This window comes from Polyangium sp. y55x31, from assembly GCF_029946505.1.
GTDB lineage: Bacteria > Myxococcota_A > Polyangia > Polyangiales > Polyangiaceae > Polyangium.
In genome coordinates this window covers 174,599-187,245 of the sequence record NZ_JARZHG010000015.1, presented here as the reverse complement: position 1 = coordinate 187,245, position 12,647 = coordinate 174,599, and the positions used below count along the sequence as shown (strand labels likewise).

Below are 12,647 nucleotides of genomic sequence, written 5' to 3'. Positions count from 1 at the left end.
TTCGTGCTCGTCCTCCCGCTCCTCTGCGCGGTCGCCCTCGCCGCCGGCCTGATCGACGCGATCGCCGGCGGCGGCGGTCTTCTCACGGTGCCCGCGCTGCTCGTGGCGATCGCCGATCCGCGCCTCGCGCTCGGCACGAACAAGGGGCAGGCCGTCTTCGGCTCGGGCGCGTCGCTGCTCTCGTTCGTGCGCGCGGGCCGCGTCGACAAGAAGCGCTTCTGGCCGACCTTCCTCGCCGCCGGGATCGGCTCCGCAGCAGGCGCGCGTGCGCTGCTCGCGGCGCGCCCAGAGGTGCTGCGTCCGATCGTGCTCGTGCTCCTGATCTGCGTCGCGATCTTCTTCGCGTCGCGCGGAAGGCGACGGCCGAAGGCGAAGGCGAACCCCGATGCCCCGCCGCCCGCGCCGACGCCGTGGGCGATCGCGGAGCGTCGTCCGCTCGCGACGGCCGCGGTCATCGCGCTCGTGATCGGCGCGTACGACGGCTTCTTCGGGCCGGGCACGGGGACGTTCTTGATCCTGCTCTACACCACGGTGTTCGGCGACGACCTCACGCGCGCGACGGCCAACGCGAAGGTCGCGAACTTCGCCTCGAACCTCGCCGCGATGGTGAGCTTTGCGCTCGCCGGACGGATCGACTTCCGCCTCGCCTTGCCGATGGCCGTGGCCCAAGCCGTGGGCGGCGTCCTCGGCGCTCGCGCGGCCGTGAAGGGCGGCGAGCAGCTCATCCGATCGGCCGTCCTGCTCGTCTCGCTCGCGCTTGCGGCGCGGCTCGCCTACCAGATTCTCGCCGGCACCTGAACTTCTCCGCTCTGGGCATCCACGCGGGCGAGAGGCGCTGCGCACGAGAAGACCCACCGATGCGACAGCGTTGTCAGAGCAGGCGCCTTCGCACGCTCTCGGAGGACGCTGGAATCCCGGGCAAGCGGGCGCGGCCCGAGTCTTGCTCGATGTCCTCGTCGCAGCGCGCGAGCGCTCTTTCTTTGCTTCGCTTCGATCGGTTCCCCGGCGTCGGCGTGTGATGGCAGCGAGTCGACGAGGACCACGCCGTCGCCGGGGGACCTTGCTTTCAGCGGCTTCGCGCTAGACTCGCGCGCCGTGACGAAGGCATCCGATCCGAACGATCGAGACGCGCGCGCGGCGGCCCTCGCGATCGCAGGCGCCCTCGGCGCAGGCGTGGCGCACGAGCTCAGGAACACGCTCGCCGCGATCGAATCGGCGCTCTACCTCGCGAAGCGCCACGCGGAGGATCGTGCGCGCCTCGGCGAGCACCTCGCCCGCGCGGAGAACGAGGTCCGCAAGGGGCAAGCGGTGATCGACCGAGTCCTCGGCCTTGCGCGTGGCGAGCCGCTCGGTGTGGAGATCGCGTCCGTCGCGGAGATCGTGGCCGCCGCGGAGCGAGAGCTCTTCGACATGAACGCGACGATCGAGATGCAGGTGACGCCGCCGGATCTGGAGGTCGCGTGTGATCCGATCTTGATCGAGCGGGTGATCGTGAACCTGCTCCTGAACGCGCGTGACGCGCTCGAAGGCCGCGCGTCCGGCAGGATCGTCGTGCGAGCGCGCGCGGCCGACGAGGCCGTCGTGCTGGAGGTCGAGGACGACGGGCCGGGCGTCGATCCCTCGATCGCGCCCTGCATCTTCGAGCCCGCCGTGACCAGCAAGCCGACGGGCACGGGGCTCGGGCTCGCCTTGTGCCGCACCATCGCGCATGCGCACGGCGGCACGATCGAGGCGCTCGCCGCGCCTTCGGGAGGCGCGCTCTTCCGGCTCACGTTGCCCGCGAAGGCCGACGCCTAGCGCCGCGTTTTCCCGCCGCGGACGAGCTGGGCCACGGCCTCGCCGAGCCCTTCGAGCGTGAGCTGGTACATCGGGAACACGTCCCGCACGATCTGCACCGTGCCGTGTGACCAGCCGCTCGGCGGATCCGGGTTCAGCCAGACGGATCGCTCGAAATGCTCGCGCAACATCGCGAGCCACGCCACGCCCGGCGTACCCGCGTCCTCGCCCCAGCCTGCTGCGCCGAGCAGCTCGTAGGGCGCCATCGACGCGTCGCCGACCATCACCAGCTTGTAGTGCTTGCCGCACTCGTGGATGAGGTCGCGCACGTTCACCGGATCCTGAAAACCCTCGGTCTTGTAGACCTTCCCGTAGACGCAGTTGTGGAAGTAGTACGTGCGCAGCTCCTTCCAGTGCGTCGCGCGCTTGGCCGCGCTGAAGAGCTGCGAGACGGCGTGCGCGTACGGATCCATCGAGCCGCCGACGTCCATCAGCAGGATGACGCGTGTGTTCGGCCGGCGCGGCGGCCGCGTCACGACCTCGAGCTCGCCCGCGTTCCGCGCCGTCGCGTCGATCGTCCCCTCGACGTCGAGCTCCTCGTGGGCGCCCTCGCGCTCGAAGCCGCGGAGCTTGCGCAGCGCGACCTCGATCGTGCGCACGTCGAGCGTGATGTCGCTGCGGTACGAGCGGTACTTGCGCGCGTCCGCCGTGTGGATCGCGCTCTTGCCGCCCGAGCCTCCGCCCACGCTGATCCCCGACGGATGGAAGCCCGCGCGACCGAACGGCGAGGTCCCGCCCGTGCCGATCCACCGATTGCCCCCGTCGTGGCGCTCCTTCTGCTCGCGCAGCCGCTCCTCGAATTGCCTCAGCACTTCTTCGAGGTCGAGCGCCTCGATCATCGCCTTCTCTTCCTCGCTGAGCTGGCGGAGCTGCTTCGGATCCCGGAGCCATGCCTGGAGCTCCTCGGCGATCTTCTTCGCCTCCACGTGCACGCCGCGGAAGTGCTTGGCGAAGGCGAGGTCGAAGTCGTCGAGGTGGGCCTCGGAGTGCACGCACAGGGCCCGCGCCACGTGGTAGAAACCCTCCAGCGACGAGTCGTGCAGACCCGCGGCGAGGGCGCGGCCGAGCGCCACGGCCTCCTGCGCGCCGACGGGCACCTGCCTGCCCCTGAGCTCGTACAGGAAATCGAGGAACATTCAGGGCAGAGCTTAGCCTCTTCCGCGTCTTCCGCCCCCCGTTCCGGACGCCGCTCTCGTGCCTTGCATGCGCTCGCGGCTCCCCTCCGCGCGTGCTCTTGTGTATGGTTCCCAGAATGGCGAACAAGGAGGAACTGGTCCAAACGGTCAAGGTCATCGTGAAGCACTGGCGGGACGGCCAGCTCGACGAGGCATACGCGGGCTACCGCGACCTCTTCTCGAGGCCGGACTTCGCGGAGCATCGACCGGAGGATCAGAGGAGCGCGTTCAAGCTCATGATCATGGCGAAGGGCGCGCCGAACCCGGAGCGGCCCACGGACGCGATGCGCGATGCGCATCTCGCCGCTGTGTCACCCCTCACGGACCTCGTGTCGGCGCACGGCGATCCGGCAGATCACGAGATGCTCGGCATGTGTCACGTCGTGCTCGGCAACATGGAGAGCGCGAGCGCGATCTTCCGGGCCGGGCTCAACATCGAGCGTCAAAGAAATCCGCAGTCGGATCTTTGCGGCTCGCTGATGAAGCGGATCAGCCTGATCTAGTTCGTCGCCGCGCAGGGCCACCTTTTCGCGTGGTGTCCTGCTACGATGGCGCGAGAAGCATGCACGTCATCTGCGTGGCCAGCCAAAAGGGAGGCGTCGGTAAGACCACGATCTCGCTCAATCTGGGTCTCGCCCTCGCCCGGGCCGGCCATCGCACGCTGCTCATGGAGCTCGATGCGCAAGGCAGCCTCTGCCTCTCCCTCGGCCTCCCCGACCGCGCGCGGCCAGGCATCGCAGAGGTGCTCACGGGCGCCGAGCACATCGGCAACGTCCTCCTCCGAACCCGCGATCCGCAGCTCCACGTGCTCAGCGTCGGCCGCGTCGATCCCACGACCGTCGCCGGCTTCGAGGAGGCGCTCACCCGCACCGGCATGCTCACCGGCATGCTGGGCAAGCTCGAGAGCGAGTTCGACATCGTGCTGCTCGACTGCCCCGCGGGCCTCGGCAAGGTCACCTCGCGCGCGCTCGAGGCCGCGACGCACGTGCTCTCCCCGCTCCAGGCCGAGCCGCTCGCGCTCCGCTCGGTCGGCCAGCTCCTCGCGCTCGTCGACCGCATCCGCGCCGAGAAGAACCCGCGCCTCACGCTGATCGGCATCGTGCTGTCGATGTTCGACCGGCAAACCCCGGCCTCGCTCGAGGTCGCCGAGACGCTGTGGACGCGTTTCCCGGGCGGCATCATCCTCGACAGCGTGATTCCCCGCGACGAGGTGTTCCTCGAAGCGTCGCTGCGAGGTTCGCCGCTCCTGCTCATGCAGAAGCGACCGCCGCCGCTCGCGCGCGTCTTCGATCAGCTCGCGAACGACGTGCTCGATCGCCTCGACACCCAGGGCGGCGCCGCCACGGAGGAGGACGATGGCCCGATCCCGCTCCTCGTTTGACCTCACGAACGCGATCGCGGCCGCGACCTCGCTCTCGGGGGAAGAGAAGGGCAAGAAGAAGGCGACGGCCGTGGAGCCGCTGCCGCCCGACCTCGTGTCCTTCGATCCCGGAGCGGCCGCGCCGGCGACCGAGGCCTCGCCGCCGCCGCTTGCAGAGGCGTCGCCGCGCGGCGGTCACGCCGCCTCCGCCGCGCACGACCCGGACGCGAGCTCGGGCGATTCGCCGCGGAACCTGCCGAAGCTGCCGGACCTCTCGGGCATCACGAGCCCCGTGCAGCGCTGCGAGAAGATCGTGCAGTGGATCGGCGAAGCCACGGGCGCGACCGACGTGTTCCTCGCCGACGCCGCGGGTTTGCCGCTCGCGGGCGCCGTGAGCGACACCGAGGCCAAGCTCGCGGGCTCGGGCCTCGTCGCCTCGTCGATCGCCTCGCTCGCGTCTGCCGTACCCGGCAACCTCGGCGCGACGTTCGAGATGCACATCGGCGAGGGGCCGTGCTTCCAGCTCGTCGGCTTCCAGGTCGGCGCGACGCTCTTCTTCGTCGGCCTGAACCGCACGCGCCCGCTCACGCCCACGCAATCGCACGGCATTCGCCTCGCTTGCCGCCACGCCCTCGGCGACACGTTGCGCACCGGAGGACCATGACGGCGAGGCCTGCTCGGCCGAAAGGAGCTCCTCCCGCCGGCGCGTCCCTCGTCGAGCAGCTCGCCATGAGCGCCGACGGCGTCGAGGCGATCGTCGCGTTCCACATCGCCGACGGGAAGATTCACGCGGCCTGGATCCGCCCGGGATCCGGCTACACCGCGGGCGCCGTCACGCAGAGCCTGCGCGAGGTCTACAAGACGAGCCAGGTCCACGCGCGCAGGCTCGACTTCCTCTCGCCCACGCCGATGCTCGATCAGGGCCCGGCCGACCTCGCCGATCCGCTGATCACGCTGGAGATGCCGGGCCGCGTGATCGTGATCCGGCGCGTGCACGGCCACGTCGTGGCGGTCTCCTTCGACGGCACGGTGCCGCTCGGGTTCGTCCGTTACCACGCGGCGCGGATCGCGATGATGCTCCGGCCGGAGCTGCCGCAGGAGTCGATCACGCCGCCCTCGGGCGTGCCTGCGGTCTCGGCGCCGCCGCCCACGGTCAACGTCGTCTCGAAGCCCGCGCCGGACGAAGCCGAGCATGAAGAACCGGCGCGCACGCTCGCGTTTCCGACGAGCGGCGCGGTCGTCGTGCGTTCGTCGCGGCCGCCGCCGCGCGGCACGAAGGCGGAGATCGATCGGGTGACGAAGCTCCTCGCGTACCTCGACGCGCACGCGCCCGATCCGCATGTGGTGCGGCTGCGCGTGGCGCTGCGCGCGGGCATCAAACCGCTCGCGCTCGATCACCCCGAGTCGCTCGGCGCCGACGCGATGGTCCTGCTCGAGACGGCGGCGGAGGACATCCTCGGCATCGACCGCGCCGAGCTCCGGAGCAAGTTATGAAGGCGCTCGGCGAGCTCGTCCGCGACTTGCAGCCGCACTCGCTGCTCACGCTGAGCGACCAGCTCGTCTACGTCCAGAGCCACCACCACGCGATCTTCCTCGACCAGACGGTCTCCGACGCGCTCGGCGGCGAGGGGTGGGCCGTGCGCAAGCAATCGGCCTTCGAGAGCTCGCATGCGCTGCTCGAAGCGGTCTTCAAGGCCCAGAGCGTCGAGGGCGCGAAGGACCGGCTCGAAGCGGCGTCCGCGCTTTTCTCGTCGATGGGCCACGGCAAGCTCGTCTTCGACGTCACGGCCGAGGGCGGCATGGTGCGCGGCGAGGCGCTCTTCTACGGCGCGAGCTTCGCCGAGAAGTACGGCAAGGTCATCCGGCACAAGCAACCGGTCGACTCGTTCGCGGCGGGCTTCTCGGCGGCGGCGGCGAGCCTCGCGTTCCCCTCGGACTGGGGGCATTTCGAGGCCGAGGAGGTCTCGTGCGTGGGGCGGGGCGACGGCGGCTGCACCTTCACGCTCTCGCGCCGCCCGGAGAGACCGCGGCTCGGCGTGGCGGTCACGCGGCAGGTCGTCGCGAGCCTCCCGCTCAAGGCGCCGCCGCTCGACGCGCCGGCTTCGCAGTATCCGCATGCGATTCCCACGGCGATGCGGTGCATCCGGAATCTCGTGGCGACGGAAGAGGGCGTCGTGCGGGCGTTCGGCGTGCGCCTCGCGATCGTGCCGGTCGGGTACGTCAATCAGATCACGTTCGACACGATGCACCTCCTGGAGAGCCGTACGCCGGAGCTCGTGCCCGTGTTCGCGGCGCTCGTGCGTGAGGCGGCGCAGGCGGGTGCGTTCCATTTGCTCGGCGGGGTGCTCTCGTCGCCGGAGTGGGCGATTTCCTCGAAAGCGACGGGGTCGGTCGAGCACCGGCTGGAGAAGTTTCTATCGATCGCCCGCGTGCTCGGCTGGGGCCGCTGGTATTCGGTCGAGTTTTTCCCGGGCCAATCGCTGGTCGTGCGCAGCCCGACCACGCAGGAGAGCATCTATTACGGGACGCGTTATGGTGCGTCCGTGCGAAACCGCCTATTTTTTCAGCAGGGCGCGGTCCTCGCCGTGATGCAGCTCCTCCACCGGGTGGATTTCGCGGCGCCGAACCCGATCAGCGCGGCGTCGTACGCGGCGCTTTTCGGCGGAGGGGGCGGGCGGTTTCACGTGGAGGAGACGCGCTCGCCGCTGCGCGGGGACGATATGTGCGAGATCGTGGTCGAGGCTTTGAGCGAGCGCTGACGAGCGGCAGAGGTCGGCCCAGGTTACTCGTCCGCGACGACCTCGTCCGCGCTCTTCGCGACGAGGAGCCGCGCGGCGAAGGACTCGAGCGCCTGCGTATCGGCCGCCTCGACGCGGGCGACGACGGCGGGGGGCAGCTCCCCGAAACGGCGGCGGAGGAGCTGGAGCAGGAGGGAACGTTGGCCTTCCCTGAGCCCTCGCTGGGCACCACGCTCCTCGGCCCGTCGTTCCCACATCTCCAGGACATCCTGCGTACTCATCAGAAACTCCTCATCCGAAGGTGTGACAGGACCGGACGCTGCTTCGATCCGGAAGCGTACCAGGATCGGCAGGGCCGTGCACCGCTCGAAGTCGTCGTCGCCGAGCGTCCGGAGCTCCGCGATGGCCCGCCGCAGCGTTCTTCCACGGCCCATGAGCCGTAAGAGCAAGGTCGACCGCTCCTCGGGCAGCTCGTTTGCCGCCACGATCGACGTCGCGAAGCCGGACGGGATGGCGTACACGCCGCTCGGCCAAGCTCGCTCGCGCCGCGCGCCGAGCGCTCGTAGCCCCTTCTGCGGTCGGCCCGAGGAGAGGATCCATTGCCGCGGCAGCGGAACGGGCGGGTCCTTTCCCGAAAGGATATGCCGCAGGTTGAGGTGCTTGCGCACGCACGCAATGAGCTCGCCGTCGTCCGGCGTCTCCGAGAACACCTCGAACGTACAGGCGGCGCGACCCATCCGGCCGAGCAGCGTCGACGCGATCGGAGAGGGACGCGCGGGGTCCGGCACGTAAAACCCGTCGACGCGTTGCGGATCGGGGCTGACCTCGATCTCGGGCCCGAACACGCCCGAGGGCTCGAGCGCGGCGCAGAGGATCTGCTTGTAGGCCTGATCGTACCGGTTGTGCACGTGGTCAACGGTGCCAGGACGAACCACGCACGTCAAGGAATTGCCTGTTCCTGGACGAACTCGCGCGTTTGGCCGGGAAAGCCTGCCCCACTACGGCTTCCCCGCCACCCACCGAATCCGCCTCCGCCCCGACCGCGTATCCTCCCACGCCACCACCATCCCCCCGACCCCATTCGCCGCGACCGCTGGCCCCGTCTGATAACTCGGCCCCTCCCCGCCATCGTCGATGCGCTTTTCCGCCCCGAAGCTCGCTCCACCCTCGACGCTCGTCGCCAGGTACACGTCTTTCCCTCCCGTCCGATCGTCCTGCCAAACTGCCGCGACGCTCCCGGCGCCGAGCGCGACGAGCCTCGGCCGGAAAGCGCTCGCCTCTGCGGGCCCCTCGCCGAGCTTGCGGCTTTGACCGATCACGTTCCCCGAAACCAGCGACACACGCGCCGTCGCATTCGGCTCGCGTCTCCGCACGTCGCTCCACCCGAGCGCGACCGTCACGGCGCCGCCGCCCGGCACGAAGAGCAGCGAGGGATCGTCGTTCAGGCGTTCGGGCGCATCCGTGCCGTCGTCGACGCGTACGGGCGCCCCGAAGGCCGTGCCGCCGTTGCTCGAACGCGCGAGGAAGACGTCCCAGTTATACCCGCGGAAATCGACCCAGGAGACCGCGACCTCGCCGCCGAGGGCCGCGACCGCGGGCGCCCACTGGTTGTTGCGGATGTTCATCCCGGGATGCATTTTCGCGCTCTCGATCGGCTGCACCTCGAAATCGAGCGTCCCTGCCGTTGCGCGCGCCAGCATGACGCGCTCGTTCCCCGACGAACCATCGACGTACGCCAGGAACACCCGGCCGCTCGCGCTGGCGAGCGCCGGGAGCCAGGCATCCGGCGTCATCCCTTCGGACGGCAAAAACACCGGCGCGCCGAAGGTTTTTCCGCGGTCGGTCGAGAGCACGCAGGCCACGCGCGCCCCTGCCGCGCTGCGCTCCTGGTACGCGACGTACACGTGATCCCCCGTCGCAAGCACGGCCGGCGTGATCTGCGCCTCTCCCCCCGACGCCGCCGCGTGCGGCGCGCCAAACGTTTTTCCCTCGTCCTCCGACGTCGCCACGAGCACGCGGGTCGCCCCACGAGCGCCCTCCTGGAATGCGAGCACGAGGGGCCCTCCGCCGCCCCACGCGAGCGCCGGATGGCTCTGCTCCGCGTCCCCCATGGCTTGGAGCGCCTGGCTCGGACCGAGCGCGCCCGGAGCGCCCGCGGCCTCCACGGGAAAGGGGAGCGCAGGATCGATGTCCGCGGCGATCACCGTCTCCACGTATTGGTTTTTCCGGACACCCGCCGGCAGCAGCTCCTCTCCCACGGCGCGGAGCGAGGCCCGGCGTGATTCCAGCGTCGCCGCGGGATCCTTCTCCCCGGGATCCGGCACCACCCACGGCGCGACCTCGATCACCCCGCCCCCCTCGTTTTGCCCGACATACGCCCGCCGCGCCTCGCCGGGCACGATGTCGCCCACGACGATCGATTGCCCGTCGAACGGCAAATCGAACAGATTGCCCGTGAGATGCGGTACGACGCCATGACGAAGCGCGCCGTGCTTCTGCACCGCGGCCATCGTGCTCTGGCGCAGGATGTCCGGCGCCATGCATTCGGCTCGTCCGCGCTCTCGGGGATGGTCCAGCCGGAGAAGGCCTCGGGCTGGAAGAAAACATCGGCCCCGAGCGCCGCCAGCCGATCCACCATGTCCGGCATCCACGCATCCTTGCTCGTCACGATGCCGACCCCGAGCGGACCTACCTCGATTGGAGTCGCCTCGCGCAGCGGCCCCGGCGTGAGCGCGAGATCGACCTCCTCCATGAGGATCGGATAAGGCTTCTTCCGGCTCGCGACGATCTCCCCGTCCGGCCCATACACGAATGCCGCATTGTACACGGCCGGATCGCGCGCCACGTACACGTACGACACATCCTTCAAATCGGGATCCGCGAGCGCCGCGATCTCGGCCGGATCCTCGCTCCGCTCGACGCGCCCGCTCACGTTCGTCGACGAGACCAGCCACGCCCCCGTTTCCTTCACGATCGCCTGGTTCGTCTCGTGAAACGCGCGCCAGGTCGTATCCGTGAGCCCGAGCAGGATCTGCGTGGGCAACGGCGCCTCGGGCCATTTCGATTTGTAGAAATCCATCGGCTTCGTGTATTGCCCGCCGAGCGTCAGGAACGCCGGGAATGCCCCGCTCGACGCGCGCGCCGCCTCCCCGCGGCTGCCCACGAAGCCGGCCGAGAGGCCCGTGTTCTCGGGGAAAACGAGCACGTTCGGCCGATCCTTCGCCAGGCACGGCGCCACGTGCGTCCGGACGAGCTCGACGAGGTGCGCGCGGTAGCTGTCGTAGCTCTCGAAATGCGCCGGATCGACGCGCGGCTGCAAGGCGAAGACCCGCGCCCCGCCCTCGTCGCGCTCGTCCGTGGGACAAGCCTCGCCGCTCCCGCCCCGCAGTGGAATTTCGCCGCAGCCGACGAGCAGAACACCCAAAACGCCAAGGATTGCGCCGCGCATGGGGCGCGATCCTAGCGGCAAGGCACGAAAAGGGGATCGTCCTCGATCACGTCACCAAAAACACGAAGGCCCCCTCCCGCTTTCGCGAGAGAGGGCCCGTGTTCCACGCGCGAAAGCGCGCTTCTTCGATCAGCCCTTCGCCGCCTGGATCCCCTTCACGAGCTCCGGCACCGTCGTGAACAGGTCCGCGACGAGGCCGTAGTCTGCGACCTGGAAGATCGGCGCGTCGGCGTCCTTGTTGATCGCCACGATCACCTTCGAGCCCTTCATGCCCGCGAGGTGCTGGATCGCGCCCGAGATGCCGATCGCGAAGTAGAGCTGCGGCGCCACGATCTTGCCCGTCTGGCCGACCTGCAGATCGCTCGGCGCGTAGCCCGCGTCGCAGGCCGCGCGGCTCGCGCCCACGGCTGCGCCGAGCACGTCGGCGAGCGGGTCGAGCACCTGGTTGAACTTCTCCTTCAGCGCGCGACCGCCCGACACGACCACACGCGCCTCCGTCAGCTCCGGACGCGCGCTCTTCACCTGATCGAACGAGACGAACTCCACGCGCTCGGCCGCCTTGCTCGGGCCCGCGTACGCGACCGTCTCCACCGGCGACTGACCGCCCGTGGGCTCGGCCGCGGCGAACGCGCTCTGACGCACGCTCACCACCTGGATCGGCGTCGAGATCGAGCAGATCCCGAACGCGTTGCCCGCGAACATCGGCCGCTTGTACCGGAGGTTGCCGTTCTCCGGCGTGACCTCCGTGATGTCGCTCGCGTAACCCGCGCCGAGCCGCGCCGCGACGCGCGGCAGCAGGTCCTTGCCGTAGGCGCTCGCCGTGCCCACGACGACGCCGTAGCCCTTCGCCACCGCCGCCACCGTCGGCGTGTAGCGCTCGGCGAGGTAGTTCTTCAGCGACGCGTCCTCGACCACGAGGATCTTCGCCGCGCCGAAGCCCTGCGCCTCTGCCGCCGCCTTCCCGGCGCCGTCGCCGATCACCAGGATCGAGAACGTCCCGCCGATCGCCGCCGCTGCCTTCTGCGCGAACGTGATCGCCGAGTGCGTGGTCTTCTTGAGCTTGCCCTCGGCAACCTCCGCCACAACGAGAACGTCAGCCATTCTGATACCTCTTCTCCGAAATGGGGGTTTGTCCTAGAGGGTCCTCAGAGGACCTTCGCCTCGTTCTTCAGCTTCGAGACGAGCTCGCTCACGTCCTTGACCTTGATGCCGGCCTTGCGCGCCGGGGGCGCCGCGAAGCCGTGGTACGAAACCTTCAGCGCCTGATCCGGCGCGAGGTCCGCGAGCTTCACCTCGACGAGCGGCTTCTTCTTCGCCGCCATGATCGCCGGCAGCGCCGCGAAGCGCACGCCGTCGTTGTACTTGTGGGTCGACGGCGTCTTCGTCGAGTACACGCTCGTCGGCGCCACGATGCGCAGGTCGACCGTCACCACGGCCGGCAGCTTCACGCGCAGCGTCGACACGCCGCCGTCGACCTCGCGGCCCACGAGCAGCGCGCCCGCCTCTTCGCGGATCGTCGCGGCGAACGTCGCCATCGGCCAGTCGAGTAGCTCCGCGAGGATCTGCCCCACCTGGTTCGAATCACCGTCGACCGCCTGCTTGCCCATCAGCACGACGTCCGGCTTCTCCTTCTCGACGAGCGCCTTCAGCGCCCGCGCCACGAGATCACCGTCGAGTTTGTCGTCGGACGCGTCCACGCGGATCGCGCGATCGGCGCCCGTCGCGAGCGCGGCGCGCAGCGTCGTCTCCGTCTCCTTCGGGCCGAACGTCACCACCACGACCTCGCCGGCGCGCACTTTCGGCTGCGTACCGTTTTCCGTGAGCCGCAGGGCGGCCTCGAGGGCGTACTCGTCGAACGGGTTCGGCTTCCACTCGAGCCCGGTGGTGTCGATCTTCTCTCCCGAGGCAGGGATCTTCACCTTGTTGGCGTTGTCCGGGTCGGCGACGCGCTTGAGAGCAACGAGGATCTTCACGGTTCGGGAGGCTCCTTTCGGCGGCCAAGGGTCGGGCCCAACAGGACGCGCGCGCCCGTCAGGCGCGTGCCTCATGACAGCGTTGTCGTTGTGCGTCAAGGAGCCTGCTACCCTGCC

Annotated in this window: 12 protein-coding genes; 7 read left to right on the top strand and 5 right to left on the bottom strand. The window is 69.7% G+C overall.

Annotated elements, in window-relative coordinates:
- Window positions 1-3: 3 nt before the first annotated feature.
- Together QHF84_RS25640 and QHF84_RS25635 are read left to right on the top strand one after the other, a co-directional pair.
- Window positions 4-798, top strand: a complete 795-nt coding sequence (locus tag QHF84_RS25640) for a TSUP family transporter (protein WP_281316041.1) — start codon at window positions 4-6, stop codon at window positions 796-798.
- A gap of 297 nt (window positions 799-1,095) precedes the next feature.
- Window positions 1,096-1,797: a HAMP domain-containing sensor histidine kinase gene (locus QHF84_RS25635; protein ID WP_281316040.1), complete on the top strand. Its 702-nt coding sequence runs from the start codon at window positions 1,096-1,098 to the stop codon at window positions 1,795-1,797.
- On the opposite strand, the gene QHF84_RS25630 is transcribed toward QHF84_RS25635, so the two are convergent.
- A complete protein-coding gene (locus QHF84_RS25630; RefSeq protein ID WP_281316039.1) occupies window positions 1,794-2,972 on the bottom strand; it encodes a VWA domain-containing protein in 1,179 nt (392 codons plus the stop codon). The genes QHF84_RS25635 and QHF84_RS25630 overlap by 4 nt on opposite strands.
- 116 nt (window positions 2,973-3,088) lie before the next feature.
- Between QHF84_RS25630 and QHF84_RS25625 the strand changes: the two genes are divergently transcribed.
- From QHF84_RS25625 to QHF84_RS25605, 5 genes are read left to right on the top strand one after another with little or no spacing between them, the layout of a single operon-like run.
- The gene (locus QHF84_RS25625) at window positions 3,089-3,514 is read left to right on the top strand and encodes a hypothetical protein (protein ID WP_281316038.1); all 426 of its coding nucleotides are present in this window, start codon (window positions 3,089-3,091) and stop codon (window positions 3,512-3,514) included.
- A gap of 59 nt (window positions 3,515-3,573) precedes the next feature.
- Entirely contained in the window at window positions 3,574-4,392 is an 819-nt protein-coding gene (locus QHF84_RS25620) for a ParA family protein (protein WP_281316037.1), read from the top strand.
- Window positions 4,367-5,035 (top strand): hypothetical protein, encoded by a 669-nt coding sequence (locus QHF84_RS25615; protein ID WP_281316036.1) that lies wholly within the window; start codon window positions 4,367-4,369, stop codon window positions 5,033-5,035. Before QHF84_RS25620 ends, QHF84_RS25615 begins: the two co-directional genes overlap by 26 nt.
- The gene (locus QHF84_RS25610) at window positions 5,032-5,865 is read left to right on the top strand and encodes a hypothetical protein (protein WP_281316035.1); all 834 of its coding nucleotides are present in this window, start codon (window positions 5,032-5,034) and stop codon (window positions 5,863-5,865) included. Before QHF84_RS25615 ends, QHF84_RS25610 begins: the two co-directional genes overlap by 4 nt.
- A complete protein-coding gene (locus QHF84_RS25605; protein ID WP_281316034.1) occupies window positions 5,862-7,130 on the top strand; it encodes a hypothetical protein in 1,269 nt (422 codons plus the stop codon). Before QHF84_RS25610 ends, QHF84_RS25605 begins: the two co-directional genes overlap by 4 nt.
- Window positions 7,131-7,153: 23 nt before the next feature.
- Here QHF84_RS25605 and QHF84_RS25600 read toward each other — a convergent pair whose 3' ends face one another.
- The 4 genes from QHF84_RS25600 to QHF84_RS25585 all read right to left on the bottom strand — a co-directional run bounded on the left by QHF84_RS25600 (window position 7,154) and on the right by QHF84_RS25585 (window position 12,530).
- The gene (locus QHF84_RS25600; RefSeq protein ID WP_281316033.1) at window positions 7,154-8,017 is read right to left on the bottom strand and encodes a DUF4351 domain-containing protein; all 864 of its coding nucleotides are present in this window, start codon (window positions 8,015-8,017) and stop codon (window positions 7,154-7,156) included.
- A gap of 90 nt (window positions 8,018-8,107) precedes the next feature.
- Entirely contained in the window at window positions 8,108-9,649 is a 1,542-nt protein-coding gene (locus QHF84_RS25595) for a sialidase family protein (protein ID WP_281316032.1), read from the bottom strand.
- A gap of 1,037 nt (window positions 9,650-10,686) precedes the next feature.
- Complete coding sequence (locus QHF84_RS25590) at window positions 10,687-11,658, bottom strand: electron transfer flavoprotein subunit alpha/FixB family protein (protein ID WP_281316031.1); 972 nt, start codon at window positions 11,656-11,658, stop codon at window positions 10,687-10,689.
- A gap of 44 nt (window positions 11,659-11,702) precedes the next feature.
- Window positions 11,703-12,530: an electron transfer flavoprotein subunit beta/FixA family protein gene (locus QHF84_RS25585; protein ID WP_281316030.1), complete on the bottom strand. Its 828-nt coding sequence runs from the start codon at window positions 12,528-12,530 to the stop codon at window positions 11,703-11,705.
- Between the last annotated feature and the right edge of the window lie 117 nt (window positions 12,531-12,647).

Bases quoted from the DNA above. Each gene is read 5' to 3' on its own strand.
- QHF84_RS25630 (WP_281316039.1), bottom strand. From the start codon at position 2,972: ATGTTCCTCGATTTCCTGTACGAGCTCAGGGGCAGGCAGGTGCCCGTC.
- QHF84_RS25625 (WP_281316038.1), top strand. From the start codon at position 3,089: ATGGCGAACAAGGAGGAACTGGTCCAAACGGTCAAGGTCATCGTGAAG.
- QHF84_RS25620 (WP_281316037.1), top strand. From the start codon at position 3,574: ATGCACGTCATCTGCGTGGCCAGCCAAAAGGGAGGCGTCGGTAAGACC.
- QHF84_RS25615 (WP_281316036.1), top strand. From the start codon at position 4,367: ATGGCCCGATCCCGCTCCTCGTTTGACCTCACGAACGCGATCGCGGCC.
- QHF84_RS25610 (WP_281316035.1), top strand. From the start codon at position 5,032: ATGACGGCGAGGCCTGCTCGGCCGAAAGGAGCTCCTCCCGCCGGCGCG.
- QHF84_RS25605 (WP_281316034.1), top strand. From the start codon at position 5,862: ATGAAGGCGCTCGGCGAGCTCGTCCGCGACTTGCAGCCGCACTCGCTG.
- QHF84_RS25595 (WP_281316032.1), bottom strand. From the start codon at position 9,649: ATGGCGCCGGACATCCTGCGCCAGAGCACGATGGCCGCGGTGCAGAAG.
- QHF84_RS25590 (WP_281316031.1), bottom strand. From the start codon at position 11,658: ATGGCTGACGTTCTCGTTGTGGCGGAGGTTGCCGAGGGCAAGCTCAAG.